The organism is Mesorhizobium sp. M0615 (assembly GCF_040320805.1).
GTDB lineage: Bacteria > Pseudomonadota > Alphaproteobacteria > Rhizobiales > Rhizobiaceae > Mesorhizobium.
The window spans coordinates 82,869-97,865 of the sequence record NZ_JAMYQI010000013.1 but is presented as its reverse complement, the minus strand read 5'-3'; the positions used below and the strand labels follow the sequence as shown (position 1 = coordinate 97,865).

The window sequence follows — 14,997 nt, the reverse complement described above, 5'->3', positions numbered from 1 at the left end:
GCGACTTGCATTATGGTGAGGGTCGATATCTGGGATAGCACGGGAAATCATCATGACGAGAGAGAAACTCAGCAAGGACGCCATCGCCGGCGCACTGGCCGAACTGGCCGGCTGGTCGCAGGCAGCCGATGGCGCCTCCATCAAGCGCAGCTTCGACTTCAAGAATTTTTCCGAAGCCTTCGCCTTCATGACCCGCGTCGCGCTGGCCGCCGAGAAGATGGACCATCATCCCGACTGGTCGAACGTCTACAAGACTGTCGACGTGACGCTCAACACCCATGATGCCGGTGGTGTCACTGCGCTCGACATCGCGCTGGCCAAGAAGATGAATGGGTATGCTGGCGGCTGAACGCTGGGGCGGCAACGCCAAATCGGCGCCATCCTCTTGCAGTGGACCGGGACTTTCACCACATTTTCCGTGGCGGCCGCGCGCAACGCGTAGCGCGACGGCCGGCAAGGAGAGGATTGATGGCGCAGCAGCCCGGTTTTGATTTCTTCGGCTTCGGCAGCAAGCTCGGCGACGAGAGTGAAGTGCGCGCCAAATTCTGGCGCACGGCCAAGAAGGCCGCCCGGCAGATTCCGTTCATGGAAGAGGTCGTCGCCGGCTATTATTGCGCGCTCGACAGGAAGACGCCTTTGCGTGCCAAGGGCATATTGCTGGCAGCGCTTGGCTATTTCGTGCTGCCGGTCGACGTCATACCCGATTTCGTCTTCGGCCTCGGCTTCACCGACGACATCGCCGTGCTGACCGCCGCGATCTCCACGGTAAGCGCCCATATCACCCCTGCGCACCGCAAGGCCGCCAAGGAGGCGATCGCCGACAAGAGCTGAATCGGCGTCGCGTTGGCAACTTGGTTCAGAAGAAATCCTCCGCTCAAACAGGACGATAGCGGCTGGGCTTCGGGTTCCGCTGCGGCCGTTGGAAAAGTCAAACTCTTGCCGCTTTCGTGGCCTCCAAGTCGCCGCAGGGACATTGCGAAAGCCGTTTTTTCAAGAAGCGGCGCGGAAATGGCGGTGGTTTCCATGGGTGAATGTCCTTTTCCGAGGGAAATTCACCGTTTGGTAACCCAGATTAAATCAAAATGAAGCGACGGGCAGGACGCCAAGCCGGCCTGCCCCGCACCATTTGGAATACGGGAAAAGCGATGCGCGGATTGATTGCACTAGTCTCGAGCCTGGTCCTGGTGGCTTTTGCCGCGCCGGCGCTGGCGCAGCAGGCGACCAAGATCGGCCAGCACAATGCCTGGGGCACCTACAGCTACCAGGCGCAGGGCGGCAAGGTCTGCTATGTGCTCACCGTGCCGACCGACAAGCAGCCGCCGACGCTCGATCACGGCGACATGTTCTTCTTCGTCAGCCAGCGGCCGGGCCAGCAAGTGTCCTACGAGCCGCAATTCATCGCCGGCTACACATTCCAGGAAGGCTCCAAGGCCACCGTCACCATCGACAAGAAGACGTTCTCGATGTTCACCCGCGGCAAGTCGGCCTGGGTCGAGAACGCCGCCGAAGAGCCGGTGCTGATCGCCGCCATGAAGACCGGCACCGACATGAAGGTCTCGGCGAAGTCTGGCCGCGGCAATCCGACGACCTATGTGTTTTCGCTGAAAGGCATCTCGGCCGCGCTGACGTCGATCGCCAAGTGCAAGTAGGCTAGCGCGGTTCCCGCCGCATGACTCTCGCCGCAACCTGTGCTATGCGCCGCGCTTCTTTTCGGCACGATGGATGAAATCGGCCGCAATTCGCTTATATTGGCGCTGATATGACCCTTTCCTTCGATCTCACCACTGAGGGCGCACCCGACGCGTTGCGCGCTCGCGCCACGCCCGAGAAGCCGTCGCTGATCGGCCTGACCCGGGCCGAGCTCGGTGAAGCCATTGTCAGTGCCGGCATCGTGCCCGAGCGCCAGGCGAAAATGCGCGCCCAGCAGCTCTGGCACTGGATGTATGTGCGCGGCGTCTCCGATTTTGCCGGCATGTTCAACATCTCCAAGGATCTGCGCGCCGAACTCGACAAGCATTTTACCGTCGCCCGGCCCGAAATCGTCGAGGAGCAGATTTCCTCCGACGGCACGCGCAAGTGGCTGTTCCGCTTTCCGCCGCGCGGCGCCGGCCGTCCGGTCGAGATCGAGACCGTCTACATCCCCGAAGAAGGCCGCGGCACGCTCTGCATCTCCTCGCAGGTCGGCTGCACGCTGACCTGTTCGTTCTGCCACACCGGCACGCAGAAGCTGGTGCGCAATTTGACGGCGGAAGAGATCCTGGCGCAATTGCTCACCGCCCGCGACCGGCTCGGCGATTTCCCCGACCGCGACACACCCGACGGCGCCATCGTCCCTGCCGAGGGCAGAAAAGTCTCCAACGTCGTCATGATGGGCATGGGCGAGCCGCTCTACAATTTCGAGGCGGTGAAGAAGGCGCTGCTGATTGCCTCCGACGGCGACGGACTGTCGCTGTCGAAGCGCCGCATTACGCTCTCGACCTCCGGCGTGGTGCCCGAGATCTTCCGCACCGGCGAGGAGATAGGGGTCATGCTGGCGATCTCGCTGCACGCCACCAATGACGATCTGCGCGACCTGCTTGTGCCGATCAACAAGAAGTATCCGCTGAAGGAACTGATCGAGGCCTGCCGCGCCTATCCCGGCCTGTCCAACGCCAAGCGCATCACCTTCGAATATGTGATGCTGAAGGACGTCAACGATTCCATCGAGGACGCCAAGGGGCTGATCAAGCTGCTCAAAGGCATTCCAGCCAAGATCAATCTGATCCCGTTCAACCCGTGGCCGGGCACCAACTATCAGTGCTCGGACTGGGAGACGATCGAGAAGTTTGCCGACTACATCAACAATGCCGGCTATGCCTCGCCGATCCGCACGCCGCGCGGCCGCGACATCCTGGCCGCCTGCGGCCAGCTCAAATCCGACTCCGAACGCATGCGCAAGGTCGACCGCCTGGCGCTGGAAGCCATGATGATTGCGGGGCATGGCGAGGCGTGAGCCGCCTCTTCGCCTACCTCGTCCGCTTCACCGTCATCCTGTTCGGCTATGTCGTCGCCTCATTGGCGGCGAGCGCCTTTCTCAACGTGCTGTTCCTGGCTTCCGTCGGTTATAAGCCGGACGATGCGCACCCGATGATGGCCACGGCGCTCTATTTTTCGATTCCGTTCGTGGCGCTGCTTGTCGCCTATTTCGCTTTCATACCGGCGGTGGTCGCAATCCTGATCTCCGAGGTCCTCAGCCGCCGCGACTGGCTGTTCTATGCACTCGCGGGCGGCGTCGTGGCCGCGGCCTTCCTCGGCTTCGTCCATCAGAACGTGGATGTCGACGTCACCAAACCGCACGCCATCGCCGCGGTGATCGGCTGCGGCATGGTCGGCGGCATCTTCTACTGGCTAAGCGCCGGCCGCTGGGCCGGAAGCTGGTGGCAGGCCGCTACTTCGCCTGAGCTGTCAGGATCTTGAGCGCGAAGGCCGAAAACACACCGGCAAAGAGATAGTCTACCACCCGCGTCACCCGCGGGCTGGCCTTCATCGCCGCCGAAAACCTTTCCGCAGCAAACACCATCGGCGCTGTCACCGGGACCGACAGCACGATGAACATGAGGCCGAGGAAGAACAGTTTTCCCGGCGCGTTCGGATCGTGAGCGGAGACGAACTGCGGCAGAAACGTCATGAAGAACAGGATGATCTTCGGGTTGAGCAGATTGACGCCAAGCCCGGCAGCCCAGCTGCGGAACAGCGAAATCTGCGGCCCGTTCTTCTTCTGCGGTGAAAACGCCGAGCCCTTGGTGATTGCCTGCCAGGCCAGGAACACCAGATAGGCGGCGCCGAACGTTTTCAGCACGAGGAAGGCCATTGGCGAGGCGACGATCAGCGCCGAGATGCCGACCGCCACCAAAGTTGTGTGGATCAGCGTGCCGAACAGAGCACCCGCCAGCGAGGCAAAGCCGGCGGCGCGGCCCTGGCTCAGTGTGCGCGAGACGAACAGCGTCATATCCGGCCCCGGCGTGATCGCCAGGATCATGGTGGCGATGGCGAACTGGATCAGCGTGGTGGTGTCGGGAATGAAGGACATCGGTGGGCCCTGGCGAATGATCGTCGGTCTATAACGCAGCCTCCCGGCTCACGCCAGCAACTGACTGGCGTGGCATCTGGTCCAGCGGCTGCGGCGGTCGGAGCCCGTTCATCCCTTGCGCTGGCCGGAAATGCCGTGATACCTCGCCCGCGAAACTCATCGCGGAACCGCCAAAATGTCCCCAGCAATGCCCAAGACAAAAGACGTCAAGAAGGTCGTGCTCGCCTATTCCGGCGGTCTCGACACCTCCATCATCCTGAAATGGCTGCAGACCGAGCTCGGCGCCGAAGTCGTCACCTTCACCGCCGATCTCGGCCAGGGTGGCGAGTTGGAGCCGGCGCGCAAGAAGGCCGAGATGATGGGCATCAAGGATATCCGCGTCGTCGATGTGCGCGAGGAATTCGTCGCCGACTTCGTCTTCCCGATGTTTCGCGCCAATGCCGTCTATGAAGGCACCTACCTGCTCGGCACCTCGATCGCCCGGCCGCTGATCTCCAAACACCTGGTCGAGATCGCCAGGGAGACCGGGGCCGATGCCATTGCGCATGGCGCCACCGGCAAGGGCAACGACCAGGTCCGTTTCGAGCTTTCCGCCTATGCGCTGAACCCCGACATCAAGGTCATCGCGCCGTGGCGCGACTGGTCGTTCAAGTCGCGCACCGACCTGATCAACTTCGCCGAGCAGCACCAGATCCCGGTAGCGAAGGACAAGCGCGGCGAAGCACCCTTCTCGGTCGACGCCAACCTCCTGCACTCGTCCTCCGAGGGCAAGGTGCTGGAAGACCCGTGGAACGAGCCGCCGGAATTCGTCCATCAGCGCACAGTCTCGCCGATGGACGCGCCGGACGCGGTCACCGAGATCGAAATCGAATTCTTGAAGGGCGACCCGATCGCGCTGAACGGCAAGAAACTGTCGCCGGCCGAGATGCTGACGGCGCTTAACGATCTTGGCCGCGACAATGGCATCGGCCGGCTCGATCTGGTCGAGAACCGCTTCGTCGGCATGAAATCGCGCGGCGTCTACGAGACCCCCGGCGGCACCATCCTGATCGTCGCCCACCGCGCCATCGAATCGATCACGCTCGACCGCGGCGCCGGCCACCTCAAGGACGAGTTCATGCCGCGCTACGCCGAGCTGATCTACAACGGCTTCTGGTTCTCGCCCGAGCGGCTGATGCTGCAGGCGATGATCGACAAGAGCCAGGAGGACGTCGAAGGCACGGTGCGCCTGAAACTCTACAAGGGCAATGTCATGGTCACCGGCCGGAAGTCGAAGAAGACGCTCTATTCCGACGCGCTGGTCACTTTCGAGGATGACCGCGGCGCTTACGACCAGAAGGACGCCGCCGGCTTCATCCGCCTCAACGCGCTGCGGCTGAGGACGCTGGCCGCGCGCAACCGCAAGGGTTGAGCCCAACTACTATTCCAGGAAAACCCGGCGGAGACTGCCAAGAGGGGCTAACGCCGGGCTCTTGATTATTCGCATGGCCATGCACCAACAAAAAAGCCCGGCGTTGGCCGGGCTTTCATGTCGAATGAAGATTATCGTTCAGCTGCCGTCGATCGCGTCGGCGATCTGGGCGATGGCCTGCTGGTAGACGCTGGCGGAATTCCAGCCGGCGATGGCGCCCATATTCGCACTCGCGCTCGCACCCGCCCGCCAGCCATGAGCCTTGAGGAAGTTGGCCGTCGAAGCCAAGGCCGTTGCCTTGTCGCGCAGATTTCCGTTGCCGACGCCGTACTTCAGGACATTGCCGGGCAGGAACTGCGTATGGCCGATCTCGCCATGCGCAGCGCCGACCGACGAGGCGCTCAGCGCGCCGCGATCGACCAGCTTCAGCGCCGCAATGGCATGCGGGTAAAAGAAGCCCGGGCGACGGCAATCATAGGCAAGCGTCAGAATGGCGGAGACCGTGTTCTGGTTGCCCAGGGAGGCTCCGAAGCCGGTTTCCATGCCCCAGATGGCCAGCAACACGCCCGGCGACACCCCGTAATTGCTCTCGATCCTGTCGAACATCGCTGCATTCGACTTCTTCAGCGCACGGCCCCTGGAAATGATCGCAGCTCCGCCACGACGCTTCATGAAGGCGTCCACCGAACCGCTGAACGCCTTGTGGATGGCGCGGTCGACGGAGATTGTCTTTGTCGCGTAGCTGGCACCGGCCAGAGCAGCCAGACCCTTCCCGCCGACACCTTCGGACCTGGCCTGCGCGGCAAAGTCCTGCTTCCACGCCTCGAAGCCCGCGCCGGTCTTGCCGCAGCTGGCCGCCGCCTGCGCGCCCGTCGCCAGCGCAAGTACCGCGACCACCGCGGCAGCAATAATCTTTCCCTTGGCAAGCAATGCCATGCTTTTTCTCCTGATTGCCTGAATCACGTCCCGGTTGCGAACTTGCCAGCGAAACGCGCCATTGTCACCGTACCCCCGGCGCTACCCTGGCCAATGCAGCGGAATTTGCTTACGATCAAGTGCTTATTGTGGCCGAAACGCCCGGGCGCCGGGCAGGCGAATTCGCTGCTCGGGTAAAAAGAGGTGACGGGGGCATGGAACGGCGGCCCGTGGCGGGCGTTTGGGCGAGGCGCCGCTCCGCACCATATTCCCCCTCTGACGCCATACGCCAACGCCTGACGCATCGAGATCGACATGAAACTGTTCGACTGCCCGCATTGCGGCCACCGCCTCTACTTCGAGAATGCGCAGTGCCTGAATTGCGGGAGTCTCGTGCTTTACGATCCCGAGCATGCGCGCTTTGCCTTGTCTGACGTCGACGGCATCTTCCACTGCACCAATGCGGATGAATGCGCCTGCAACTGGATGGCCGAACCGGGTCATACCTACTGCCGCGCCTGCGTGCTGAACCAGCTGATCCCCGACCTCTCCGTCGACGGCAACCGCCGCCGCTGGATTCGCGTCGAGGCGGCCAAGAAGCGCGCCGTCTATTCGCTGCTCGCCTTCGGCCTTCCGGTCGCGCCCAAGCACAAGCACGGCGACGAAATCGGCCTCGCCTTCGACTTCATTGCCGATCCGATCGGCGGCGGTCCCGGCGGCGAACGCATCCTTACCGGCCACGACAACGGCCTGATCACGCTCAACGTCGCCGAGGCGGACTCGGCCGAGCGCGAGCGGCGTCGCGTCGAGATGGGCGAAAATTACCGCACGCTGCTCGGTCATTTCCGTCATGAGCTTGGCCATTACTACTGGGACCGGCTGATCCGCGACGAGCCGCAACGGCTCGATGCCTTCCGGGCGCTGTTCGGCGACGAACGCCCCGACTACGAGCAGGCGCTGAAGGCCTATTACGCCAATGGCGCTGCGCCCGACTGGCAGCAGAACCACATCTCCGCCTATGCGACGTCGCATCCATGGGAAGACTGGGCCGAGACCTGGGCGCACCATCTCCACATCACCGACACGCTGGAGATGGTGCACGCGCTGAATTTTCCACTCGGCCAGCTTGAGACGATGGAGACCAATGTGCTGCCGCAAGGCGACACCGGCGGCCGGTTGCAGGCGGCGCCCGCGGAACCTGACGCCGTGCCCGAGCCGTTCGAAAAGATTCTCGCCCGCTGGCTGGTACTCTCGGAAGCCTCCAACTCGATCAACCGCTGCATGGGCCTGCCCGACCTTTATCCCTTCGTCATTTCGGACGTGACGGCGCAGAAACTCAGCTTCGTGCATGAGCTTTTGACTGGTTTGCCGAAAGAAACCGGAACAAATCGTGAGCTGGCGTCGGTATTTTAGCCGGAACGCATGCGTTCTGGTTTCGTTTGGTGTCGCGAGGGACCATGAAAGGGAGAGAAACCATGAGACGCATATTGTTTCCGGCCGTCGCCGGGGCGCTTGTCGCGATGTCGGGTGCGGCACTCGCCGATACCGCCGTCTCGGCCGTCACCGATCTTAATGTGCGCGCCGGCCCCGGCCCGCAATATCCTGTGATCGGCGTGCTCGCCGCCGGCCAGTCGGCGACGCTCAATGGCTGCATCGAAAACAGCAAATGGTGCACCATTGCCGAAGCCGGAGGCCAGGGCTGGGTCTATTCCGACTATGTCACGGCCGATTTCGGCGGCAACCGGGTCGTTCTGACACGCCGCCCCGCCAACGCCGCCATCACCGTGGTTACACCGCCGCAGGATGATTATCCCGATACCTATACCGGTGCGATTCTGTCCGACGACGGCCCCGTCGACGCCATCGACAGGCCACCGGCGGAAGTCGGCACCTATGTCAGCACGCACCGGCTCGATCCTGTCTATCTCGAGGGCGAGGTGGTGACCGGTGCCACCTTGCCCGACACGGTCGAACTGCGCGAAATCCCCGACTACCGCTACCGCTACGTCTATGTGAATGGCCAGCAGGCGCTGGTCGACCCGCAGACACGGCGCATCATGTACGTCGTGCGCTGATTTTGCCTGGAAAGAATGACAAGTGAACTCGTGCCGCCCTCCTGCCGAGGCTGAGGGCGGCAAAAGGGTCGCTGAACAGCAGCAATTGCGCGAGAGCCGACGATCCCCTAGATCATGCGACCCGATGCGTTCGGCAGAGGAACTCGCGTGATATCAGATCCAACCGCCTTCGAGCGCTATCGCAACACGGCCACCGAAAAGACGAACCTGCCGCGGCTGATAATCGGAACGGCGGTCGTCGTCCTGTTCTGGGTGGCGATCACCCTGGTTGTGGTGCTTGGCGGCACCTATGTCGCCATCCTCTGGCATGTATTGCCGGGCGATCCGCGCGGGCCGCTTCAGGGCTTTCTGGCCTCGCCCATCGGCATACTCACCGCACTCACCTCGTTTGCCGGCATCTGGCTCGGCCTCTGGCTTGCCATGCGTTTCGTCCATGGCGAGCCGCTCTCGGCGCTTTTCGGTGCCAGCCGCCGCGTGTCCTTGTCGGGCTTCCTCAAGGGCCTGGTCGCGGTGCTGATCACATCGGCGCTTTCCGAAATCCTGCTCTACTGGCTACAGCCCGAAATCGCCCGCGGCACGATCAACCTGTCGACCTGGTTGCTGTTCCTGCTCCCGATCGTGGCGCTTACCCTGCTGCAAACCTCGTCCGAGGAGATGCTGTTTCGCGGCTACCTGCTGCGCGGCCTGGCCAAGCGCTTCGAGAGCCCTTACGTGTGGGCGCTACTGCCCGCTTTGCTGTTCACCTCCTTGCATTGGAGCCCGAGCTCGACCCCCGCCATCAACGCCTGCGTGCTGGCCTCGATCGCCGCGTTCGCCTTGCTGTTGACGCTGGTGGTTTATGTCACCGGCAATCTCGGCGCCGCCTTCGGCGCCCATCTCGGCAACAATCTCACCGGCTTCCTGCTGATCTCGCATCAGGAGAACTACAATTCCTTCGCCCTGTTCAACGCCAAGCCGCTGGAAGGTCCGGACTGGACGACGACGGATGCCGTCATCATCGCCGGCATCGGTATCGTCTGCACCTTGCTGACGATGCTGCTGCTTCTGCACCCGCGCTCGCCGCTGAAGGTTACGGCCGACCCTCGGGATGCAGGGTGAACTAAACAGGGACCGACCCAGAGACCGGCAAGCCGCCCTTGTCTTGACTCTTCGGCCGATTTCCTGTCTACAGCCCCGAAATCCGCGACGAGTATCCCTCCGAGCAAGCCGACCAGGACGCCAAAACCTTTTGAGGTGGGTGCTGTAAACAGATCCTGGAGGCCAACACCCGGCAGCGCTGAGCGCCCCCGGGTGCTTTTTGGTTTTGAGCTTTGCTTGGATGAGCGGCGCGAACGCACTACCTCTCGGGCACCATCGGGGTGCCTGAGAAAAAGGAAACGGAATGTTTGAATCGCTGCAGGAGCGCACAAGAGGCGTGGAGGGCCATCGGCCCGACAGGGATCACCATGGATCCAAGGCGCTCTCGCGCGGCGGGTTGACCAATGTTTGAATCACTTCAGGAGCGCCTTGGCTCCATCCTGAACGGCCTGACCGGCCGCGGCGCGCTGTCGGAGGCTGATGTCTCGGCGGCGTTGCGCGAGGTGCGCCGTGCGCTGCTCGAAGCCGACGTTGCGCTGGAAGTGGTGCGTTCCTTCACCGACAAGGTGCGCGAGAAGGCCGTCGGCGCGGCTGTCGTAAAGTCGATCAAGCCCGGGCAGATGGTCGTCAAGATCGTCCATGACGAGTTGGTCGACATGCTCGGCGCCGAGGGCGTCGCCATCGACCTCAATGCGCCGGCGCCGGTCGTCATCATGATGGTCGGCCTGCAGGGCTCCGGCAAGACGACGAGCTCGGCCAAGATCGCCAAGCGCCTGACCGAGCGCCAGAACAAGAAGGTTCTGATGGCCTCGCTCGACACGCGGCGGCCCGCGGCGCAAGAGCAGCTGCGCCAGCTCGGCGAGCAGGTCAAAGTCGCGACGCTGCCTGTCATTGCGGGCCAGAACCCGGTCGACATCGCCAGGCGCGCCGTCCAGGCAGCCAAGCTCGGCGGTCATGACGTGGTCATCCTCGACACCGCCGGCCGCACCCATATCGACGAGCCGCTGATGGTGGAGATGGCCGACATCAAGAAGGTGTCGAGCCCGCACGAAATCCTGCTGGTCGCGGATTCGCTGACCGGCCAGGACGCCGTCAACCTCGCCAAAAGCTTCGACGAGCGCGTCGGCATCACCGGTCTGGTGCTGACCCGCATGGATGGCGACGGCCGTGGCGGTGCCGCGCTTTCGATGCGCGCCGTCACCGGCAAGCCGATCAAGCTGATCGGCACCGGCGAAAAGATGGACGGGCTGGAGGAATTCCACCCCAAGCGTATTGCAGACCGCATCCTCGGCATGGGCGACATCGTCTCGCTGGTCGAAAAGGCCGCCGAAAACATCGACGCCGAGCAGGCGGCGGCGATGGCCAAAAAGATGCAGTCGGGCAAGTTCGACCTGAACGACCTTGCCGGCCAGCTTCAGCAAATGTCGAAAATGGGCGGCATGGGCGGCATCATGGGCATGATGCCCGGCATGGGCAAAATGAAGGACCAGATGGCGGCCGCCGGCCTCGACGACAAGATGTTCGGCCGCCAACTCGCCATCATCTCGTCGATGACCAAGGCCGAGCGCGCCAATCCGGACATGCTGAAACATTCGCGCAAGAAGCGCATCGCCGCCGGCTCCGGCACCGATGCGGCCGAGATCAACAAGCTCTTGAAGATGCATCGCGGCATGGCCGACATGATGAAGGCGATGGGCGGCAAGGGCAAAGGCGGCGGCCTGATGCGCGGCATGATGGGCGGCCTTGCCTCCAAGATGGGCCTCGGCGGCATGATGCCGGGCGGCCCCGGGGGCATGATGGGCGGCGGCATGCCCGACCTCTCCAAGATGGATCCCAAGCAGCTCGAAGCCTTGCAGAAGCAGATGCCCGGTCTTGGCGGCATGAAGGGCCCGCCCACCCCGAGCGGCGGTGGCCTGCCCGGTCTGCCCGGCGGCATGAAGCTTCCCGGCCTTGGCGGCGGTGGTCTGCCCGGCCTCGGAAAGAAGAAGTGAGGACGCTATGAACGAAGAAAAAGCCATGGCCGACGCACGCACCATCCTGGCCGGCTATCGCGCCTCGATCGACAACATCGACGCGGCCCTCATTCATATGCTGGCCGAGCGCTTCCGCTGCACCAAGGCGGTCGGCGTGCTCAAGGCCGAGCATGGCCTGCCGCCCGCCGACCCGGCGCGCGAGCAGGAGCAGATCACCCGCCTTCGCCAGCTGGCGAAGGACGCTCATCTCGACCCCGATTTCGCGGAAAAATTCCTCAACTTCGTCGTCCGCGAAGTGATCCGCCATCACGAGCAGATCGCCGCGTCCAACGGCGCAAGCAAAACCGGCTAACAAAGTGCATGTCGCCCAAAAGTGCGCAGCGGTTTTGGGACAACGACCTGCACCAGACAAAGCCATTAACCCAACACTGAAATCAGAAATTTAGGAGAAATGAAATGCCCTTGAAGATCAGACTGGCCCGTGCGGGCTCGAAGAAGCGCCCTTACTACCACGTCGTCATTGCCGACGCCCGTTCGCCGCGCGACGGCCGGTTCATCGAGTCGATCGGCTCGTGGAACCCGCTGCTGCCCAAGGACGGCGAGCGCGTCAAGGTCGACGCCGACCGCGTCAAGCATTGGCTGTCGCACGGCGCCCAGCCGACCGACCGCGTGCTGCGCTTCCTCGATGAGGCCGGCCTCCTCAAGCGCGAAGCCCGCTCCAACCCGAAGAAGGCCGAGCCCGGCAAGAAGGCACAGGAACGCGCCTCTCTACTGAAGAAGGCCCAGGAAGACGCCGCCGCCGCCGTTGCCGCCGCTGCTGCAGCCCCGGCCGAAGCGGAAGCCGCCACCGCCGAATAAGCAACCGCGTCATCGCATCGACAAAACGGCGGGCCTGTGCCCGCCGTTTTGCTATTGTGCGGCGATGCCATATGCGTTCGAACGAAAGATGACTGAGCGGACCGTCACGGAAGAGGCCCTTTTCGGCGGCGTAGCGGGGACGCTGTTGCGATGCGCCGGCGCCACGACAGGGCGTCGTCGTGCTCAGCGGATCGAGCGGCCGCATCGACGTCACCCGCGCCCGGCTCTTTGCCAAGGAAGGAGCATCCGCTCTCGCGCTGCAATGGTTTGGCGGCGAAGGTCAGGTGCCCGGCATTTGCGAGATCCCGCTCGAAACGTTTTTCGCGGCGACCGACTATCTTGTCCAGATGGGATGCCGGCGCATCGTCTATGTCGGGACCTCGAAAGGCGCCGAGGCCTCCCTGCTTGCGGCGGCTCACGATCCACGCATCGGCCTCGTGGTTGCGATCAGCCCGACATCGGTGGTCTGGGGCAATATCGGGCCGGGCCGCGACGGCGTCAGCTGGCCGGAACGATCGTCGTGGACGCTCGAGGGGATTCCTTTGCCGTTTGTCCCAAGCAATCCCGCTTGGAACGCGGAGTATGTCGATGGTCTGGTGTCCTACCGGGGGCTCTTCCTGCGTGCCTTGCAAACCTTCAAGGACGCAGCGGCCAAGGCTGCCATTCCCGTCGAAGCTATTTCAGCCGACATTGTTCTGGTTGCGGGCGGCGACGACGCGCTATGGCCATCGCTGGATTTTGCCCAGTCGATCGTTCGGCGTCGCCAGGACACCGCAATGACCACCTGCCTCGTCTCAGTGCCCGACGCCGGCCACCGCATTCTGCTGCCGGGCGAAATCACGCCGCGCTCGAGGCTGCATGCCCATGGCGGCAATGACGACGCCGACACGCGCCTGGGCCGCCTGGCTTGGGAGCATATCCGGGGATTGCTGTAGCGCAGGCAGCCATGGTCCAGCTGCCTTGGGCAACAGCGAAACCGGCGATCTATAGCCGCCGGTTTCCGATGTTGGACCTGGCTGTGTTCAATAGCCGTCGGGGCAGCTGGCGATATAGGTGCGCCCGTTGCGGCCGCGGTAGCGACATTGACCGCTTTCGCTGGCACGGCCGATCAGCGCGCCGGCTACGGCGCCGACGGCGCCGCCGACGACGGCGCCCTGAACCGGATCATTTGCCACAGCTGCGCCAACCGCCGCGCCGCCGAGGCCGCCGACCGCGGCACCCTTTTCGGTTTGCGAGCACGCACCCAGTGCGGTCGCCAGTACCAGAATGATCATCGCTTTTTTCATTGTCGTTCCTCTCTCACGCGGATCGCCGTCCTCGCCGCCACGGCTCTAACTCCCAGACAGCTGATTTGATCCCGATGACGTGAGAGATCCCGGTGCGCCCGCCTGTCACATTCGTAACCGAGCTTGTTGAAATGCAGGACGTTTTACCTTTCAGTGGCCTTCTTCAGATTGGCGAGGCCAGCCTCGAAATCCTTGCCGATCAGCGTATCGAAATTCATGAAGAGGCCCAAAAGCTTGGCAATGAAGGGCCGGCTGCCGCGCATTGCCCAGGTGACTGCGGTGGTGTCGCCCGAGGGCTTCAGGGTGAAGTCGACGCTGTTGTTGGCCCGGAACGGCTTCTCGAAGTCGAGCTTCAGCGACACCAGCGAGGATGGCACGGAATTGACGATCTCCATGCGTCCCTTGCCGGCCTTGGCATTGCCTTCCCAGGCGTAGGCGGCGCCCTTGCCGGCATCAGCGCCCGACAGCGTGCGCTTCATCTCGGGGTCGAGCTTTTCGTAGGGTGACCACTCCGGCCAGTGCTTGAAATTGTTGATCAGCGGAAAGATCGCTTCCGGCGCGGCCTTGATGCTGGCGGTGCGGGCGGTGACGAAATCATTCGACCTCGTCGCCGCATAGATGAGCACGGCGGCGATGATGACGACCAGCATGATGAGAATGGTGCTGAGCATGTTTTTCTCCTCGCTTAACGGCTGAACGCGATCAGGGCGCGCACGCTTGGGTTGCGCAGATAGAGACCGCCCCACAGGATGATGCCGAGATAGACGCTAAACAGCGTGTGCGAAAACAACGGGCTGCCGACGCGCATGTTTGTGGCGATGGCGCCGCCGAGATAGCCGGTGAGCAGGATGGCGCCGAGCACCGAGGTGCGGGGCAGCGCATAGAGCGCGGTCGAGATCAGCCCGATAATGCCGAGCGTGCGCGCGACATTGACATCGGCCGGCCAGCCGAGCGGCACCATGGTCTGGGTGACGACATCGAGCGGCGGCAGCTTGATGACGCCGTCGAAGATCATGAACAGGATGATGAGGCCGCTGAGCACGCGGCCGGTCCACAGGGCGCCCGATGAGACGGGCATGGTTTGAGAAATACTCACGGGTGTTCCCTCCTAAGCGGTTCGAGCCGTTTGCTGGCTTCGGACCAAGGACGAGCGATGGGGCGGCGATCCTACAGGGTGCGGATTCTTTTTGGGTAGCAGCAAGCAAAAGCCGCTGCGTGGCGATCCTTCACACCCCCCTCTGGCCCGCCGGCCATCTCCCCCGCAAGGGGGGAGATTACACGCTCGACCGCTTCGGCAATGTTCCATGAATGAGCGGAGCATCGAAACCGCCGA

Annotated in this window: 18 protein-coding genes; 13 read left to right on the top strand and 5 right to left on the bottom strand. The window is 63.2% G+C overall.

The genetic code is table 11. The annotated features are described in order from the left end of the window. Positions 1-52: 52 nt before the first annotated feature. The 5 genes from NKI46_RS23205 to NKI46_RS23185 all read left to right on the top strand — a co-directional run bounded on the left by NKI46_RS23205 (position 53) and on the right by NKI46_RS23185 (position 3,456). Entirely contained in the window at positions 53-349 is a 297-nt protein-coding gene (locus NKI46_RS23205) for a 4a-hydroxytetrahydrobiopterin dehydratase (RefSeq protein WP_023738023.1), read from the top strand. A 119-nt stretch (positions 350-468) separates the two neighbouring features. Continuing rightward, positions 469-831 (top strand): YkvA family protein, encoded by a 363-nt coding sequence (locus NKI46_RS23200; protein WP_023671719.1) that lies wholly within the window; start codon positions 469-471, stop codon positions 829-831. A gap of 314 nt (positions 832-1,145) precedes the next feature. Next, positions 1,146-1,649: an invasion associated locus B family protein gene (locus tag NKI46_RS23195; RefSeq protein ID WP_023671718.1), complete on the top strand. Its 504-nt coding sequence runs from the start codon at positions 1,146-1,148 to the stop codon at positions 1,647-1,649. Between the two features lie 110 nt (positions 1,650-1,759). After that, entirely contained in the window at positions 1,760-2,992 is a 1,233-nt protein-coding gene (gene rlmN / locus NKI46_RS23190; RefSeq protein ID WP_352748083.1) for a dual-specificity RNA methyltransferase RlmN, read from the top strand. Next, complete coding sequence (locus NKI46_RS23185) at positions 2,989-3,456, top strand: hypothetical protein (protein ID WP_352748080.1); 468 nt, start codon at positions 2,989-2,991, stop codon at positions 3,454-3,456. The genes rlmN and NKI46_RS23185 overlap by 4 nt, the downstream gene beginning before the upstream one ends. Here NKI46_RS23185 and NKI46_RS23180 read toward each other — a convergent pair. Then, on the bottom strand, positions 3,428-4,069 hold the full coding sequence (locus NKI46_RS23180; RefSeq protein WP_023694540.1) for a LysE family translocator: 642 nt from the start codon (positions 4,067-4,069) through the stop codon (positions 3,428-3,430). The genes NKI46_RS23185 and NKI46_RS23180 overlap by 29 nt on opposite strands. Before the next feature lie 187 nt (positions 4,070-4,256). Here NKI46_RS23180 and NKI46_RS23175 point away from each other — a divergent pair, with 187 nt between their 5' ends. After that, positions 4,257-5,480, top strand: a complete 1,224-nt coding sequence (locus NKI46_RS23175; protein WP_352748077.1) for an argininosuccinate synthase — start codon at positions 4,257-4,259, stop codon at positions 5,478-5,480. Positions 5,481-5,618: 138 nt separating this feature from the next. Here the strand turns inward: NKI46_RS23175 and NKI46_RS23170 are convergent, their stop codons facing one another. Then, positions 5,619-6,416, bottom strand: coding sequence for a lytic murein transglycosylase (locus NKI46_RS23170; RefSeq protein WP_023694544.1), 798 nt, complete (start codon positions 6,414-6,416; stop codon positions 5,619-5,621). A gap of 294 nt (positions 6,417-6,710) precedes the next feature. On the opposite strand from NKI46_RS23170, the gene NKI46_RS23165 reads away from it, so the two are divergent. The 7 genes from NKI46_RS23165 to NKI46_RS23135 all read left to right on the top strand — a co-directional run bounded on the left by NKI46_RS23165 (position 6,711) and on the right by NKI46_RS23135 (position 13,313). After that, a complete protein-coding gene (locus NKI46_RS23165; protein ID WP_023730269.1) occupies positions 6,711-7,808 on the top strand; it encodes a zinc-binding metallopeptidase family protein in 1,098 nt (365 codons plus the stop codon). A 62-nt stretch (positions 7,809-7,870) separates the two neighbouring features. Next, positions 7,871-8,470: a DUF1236 domain-containing protein gene (locus NKI46_RS23160; protein WP_023671709.1), complete on the top strand. Its 600-nt coding sequence runs from the start codon at positions 7,871-7,873 to the stop codon at positions 8,468-8,470. A 147-nt stretch (positions 8,471-8,617) separates the two neighbouring features. Beyond that, positions 8,618-9,568, top strand: a complete 951-nt coding sequence (locus NKI46_RS23155) for a CPBP family intramembrane glutamic endopeptidase (protein WP_352748074.1) — start codon at positions 8,618-8,620, stop codon at positions 9,566-9,568. Between the two features lie 383 nt (positions 9,569-9,951). Further along, a complete protein-coding gene (ffh, locus tag NKI46_RS23150) occupies positions 9,952-11,538 on the top strand; it encodes a signal recognition particle protein (protein WP_352748072.1) in 1,587 nt (528 codons plus the stop codon). Positions 11,539-11,545: 7 nt separating this feature from the next. Next, a complete protein-coding gene (locus NKI46_RS23145; protein WP_352748069.1) occupies positions 11,546-11,872 on the top strand; it encodes a chorismate mutase in 327 nt (108 codons plus the stop codon). Positions 11,873-11,976: 104 nt separating this feature from the next. Continuing rightward, complete coding sequence (gene rpsP, locus NKI46_RS23140) at positions 11,977-12,378, top strand: 30S ribosomal protein S16 (RefSeq protein ID WP_023671705.1); 402 nt, start codon at positions 11,977-11,979, stop codon at positions 12,376-12,378. 179 nt (positions 12,379-12,557) lie between these two features. After that, positions 12,558-13,313: an acyl-CoA thioester hydrolase/BAAT C-terminal domain-containing protein gene (locus tag NKI46_RS23135; protein WP_352748067.1), complete on the top strand. Its 756-nt coding sequence runs from the start codon at positions 12,558-12,560 to the stop codon at positions 13,311-13,313. Between the two features lie 87 nt (positions 13,314-13,400). On the opposite strand, the gene NKI46_RS23130 is transcribed toward NKI46_RS23135, so the two are convergent. The 3 genes from NKI46_RS23130 to NKI46_RS23120 all read right to left on the bottom strand — a co-directional run bounded on the left by NKI46_RS23130 (position 13,401) and on the right by NKI46_RS23120 (position 14,760). Beyond that, complete coding sequence (locus tag NKI46_RS23130; RefSeq protein WP_023683830.1) at positions 13,401-13,664, bottom strand: YMGG-like glycine zipper-containing protein; 264 nt, start codon at positions 13,662-13,664, stop codon at positions 13,401-13,403. A gap of 143 nt (positions 13,665-13,807) precedes the next feature. Continuing rightward, positions 13,808-14,335: an SRPBCC family protein gene (locus NKI46_RS23125; protein WP_352748065.1), complete on the bottom strand. Its 528-nt coding sequence runs from the start codon at positions 14,333-14,335 to the stop codon at positions 13,808-13,810. A gap of 14 nt (positions 14,336-14,349) precedes the next feature. Next, positions 14,350-14,760 carry a DoxX family protein gene (locus NKI46_RS23120; protein ID WP_352748063.1) on the bottom strand — a complete coding sequence of 137 codons (411 nt, stop codon included), beginning with the start codon at positions 14,758-14,760 and terminating at the stop codon, positions 14,350-14,352. Positions 14,761-14,997: the final 237 nt, after the last annotated feature.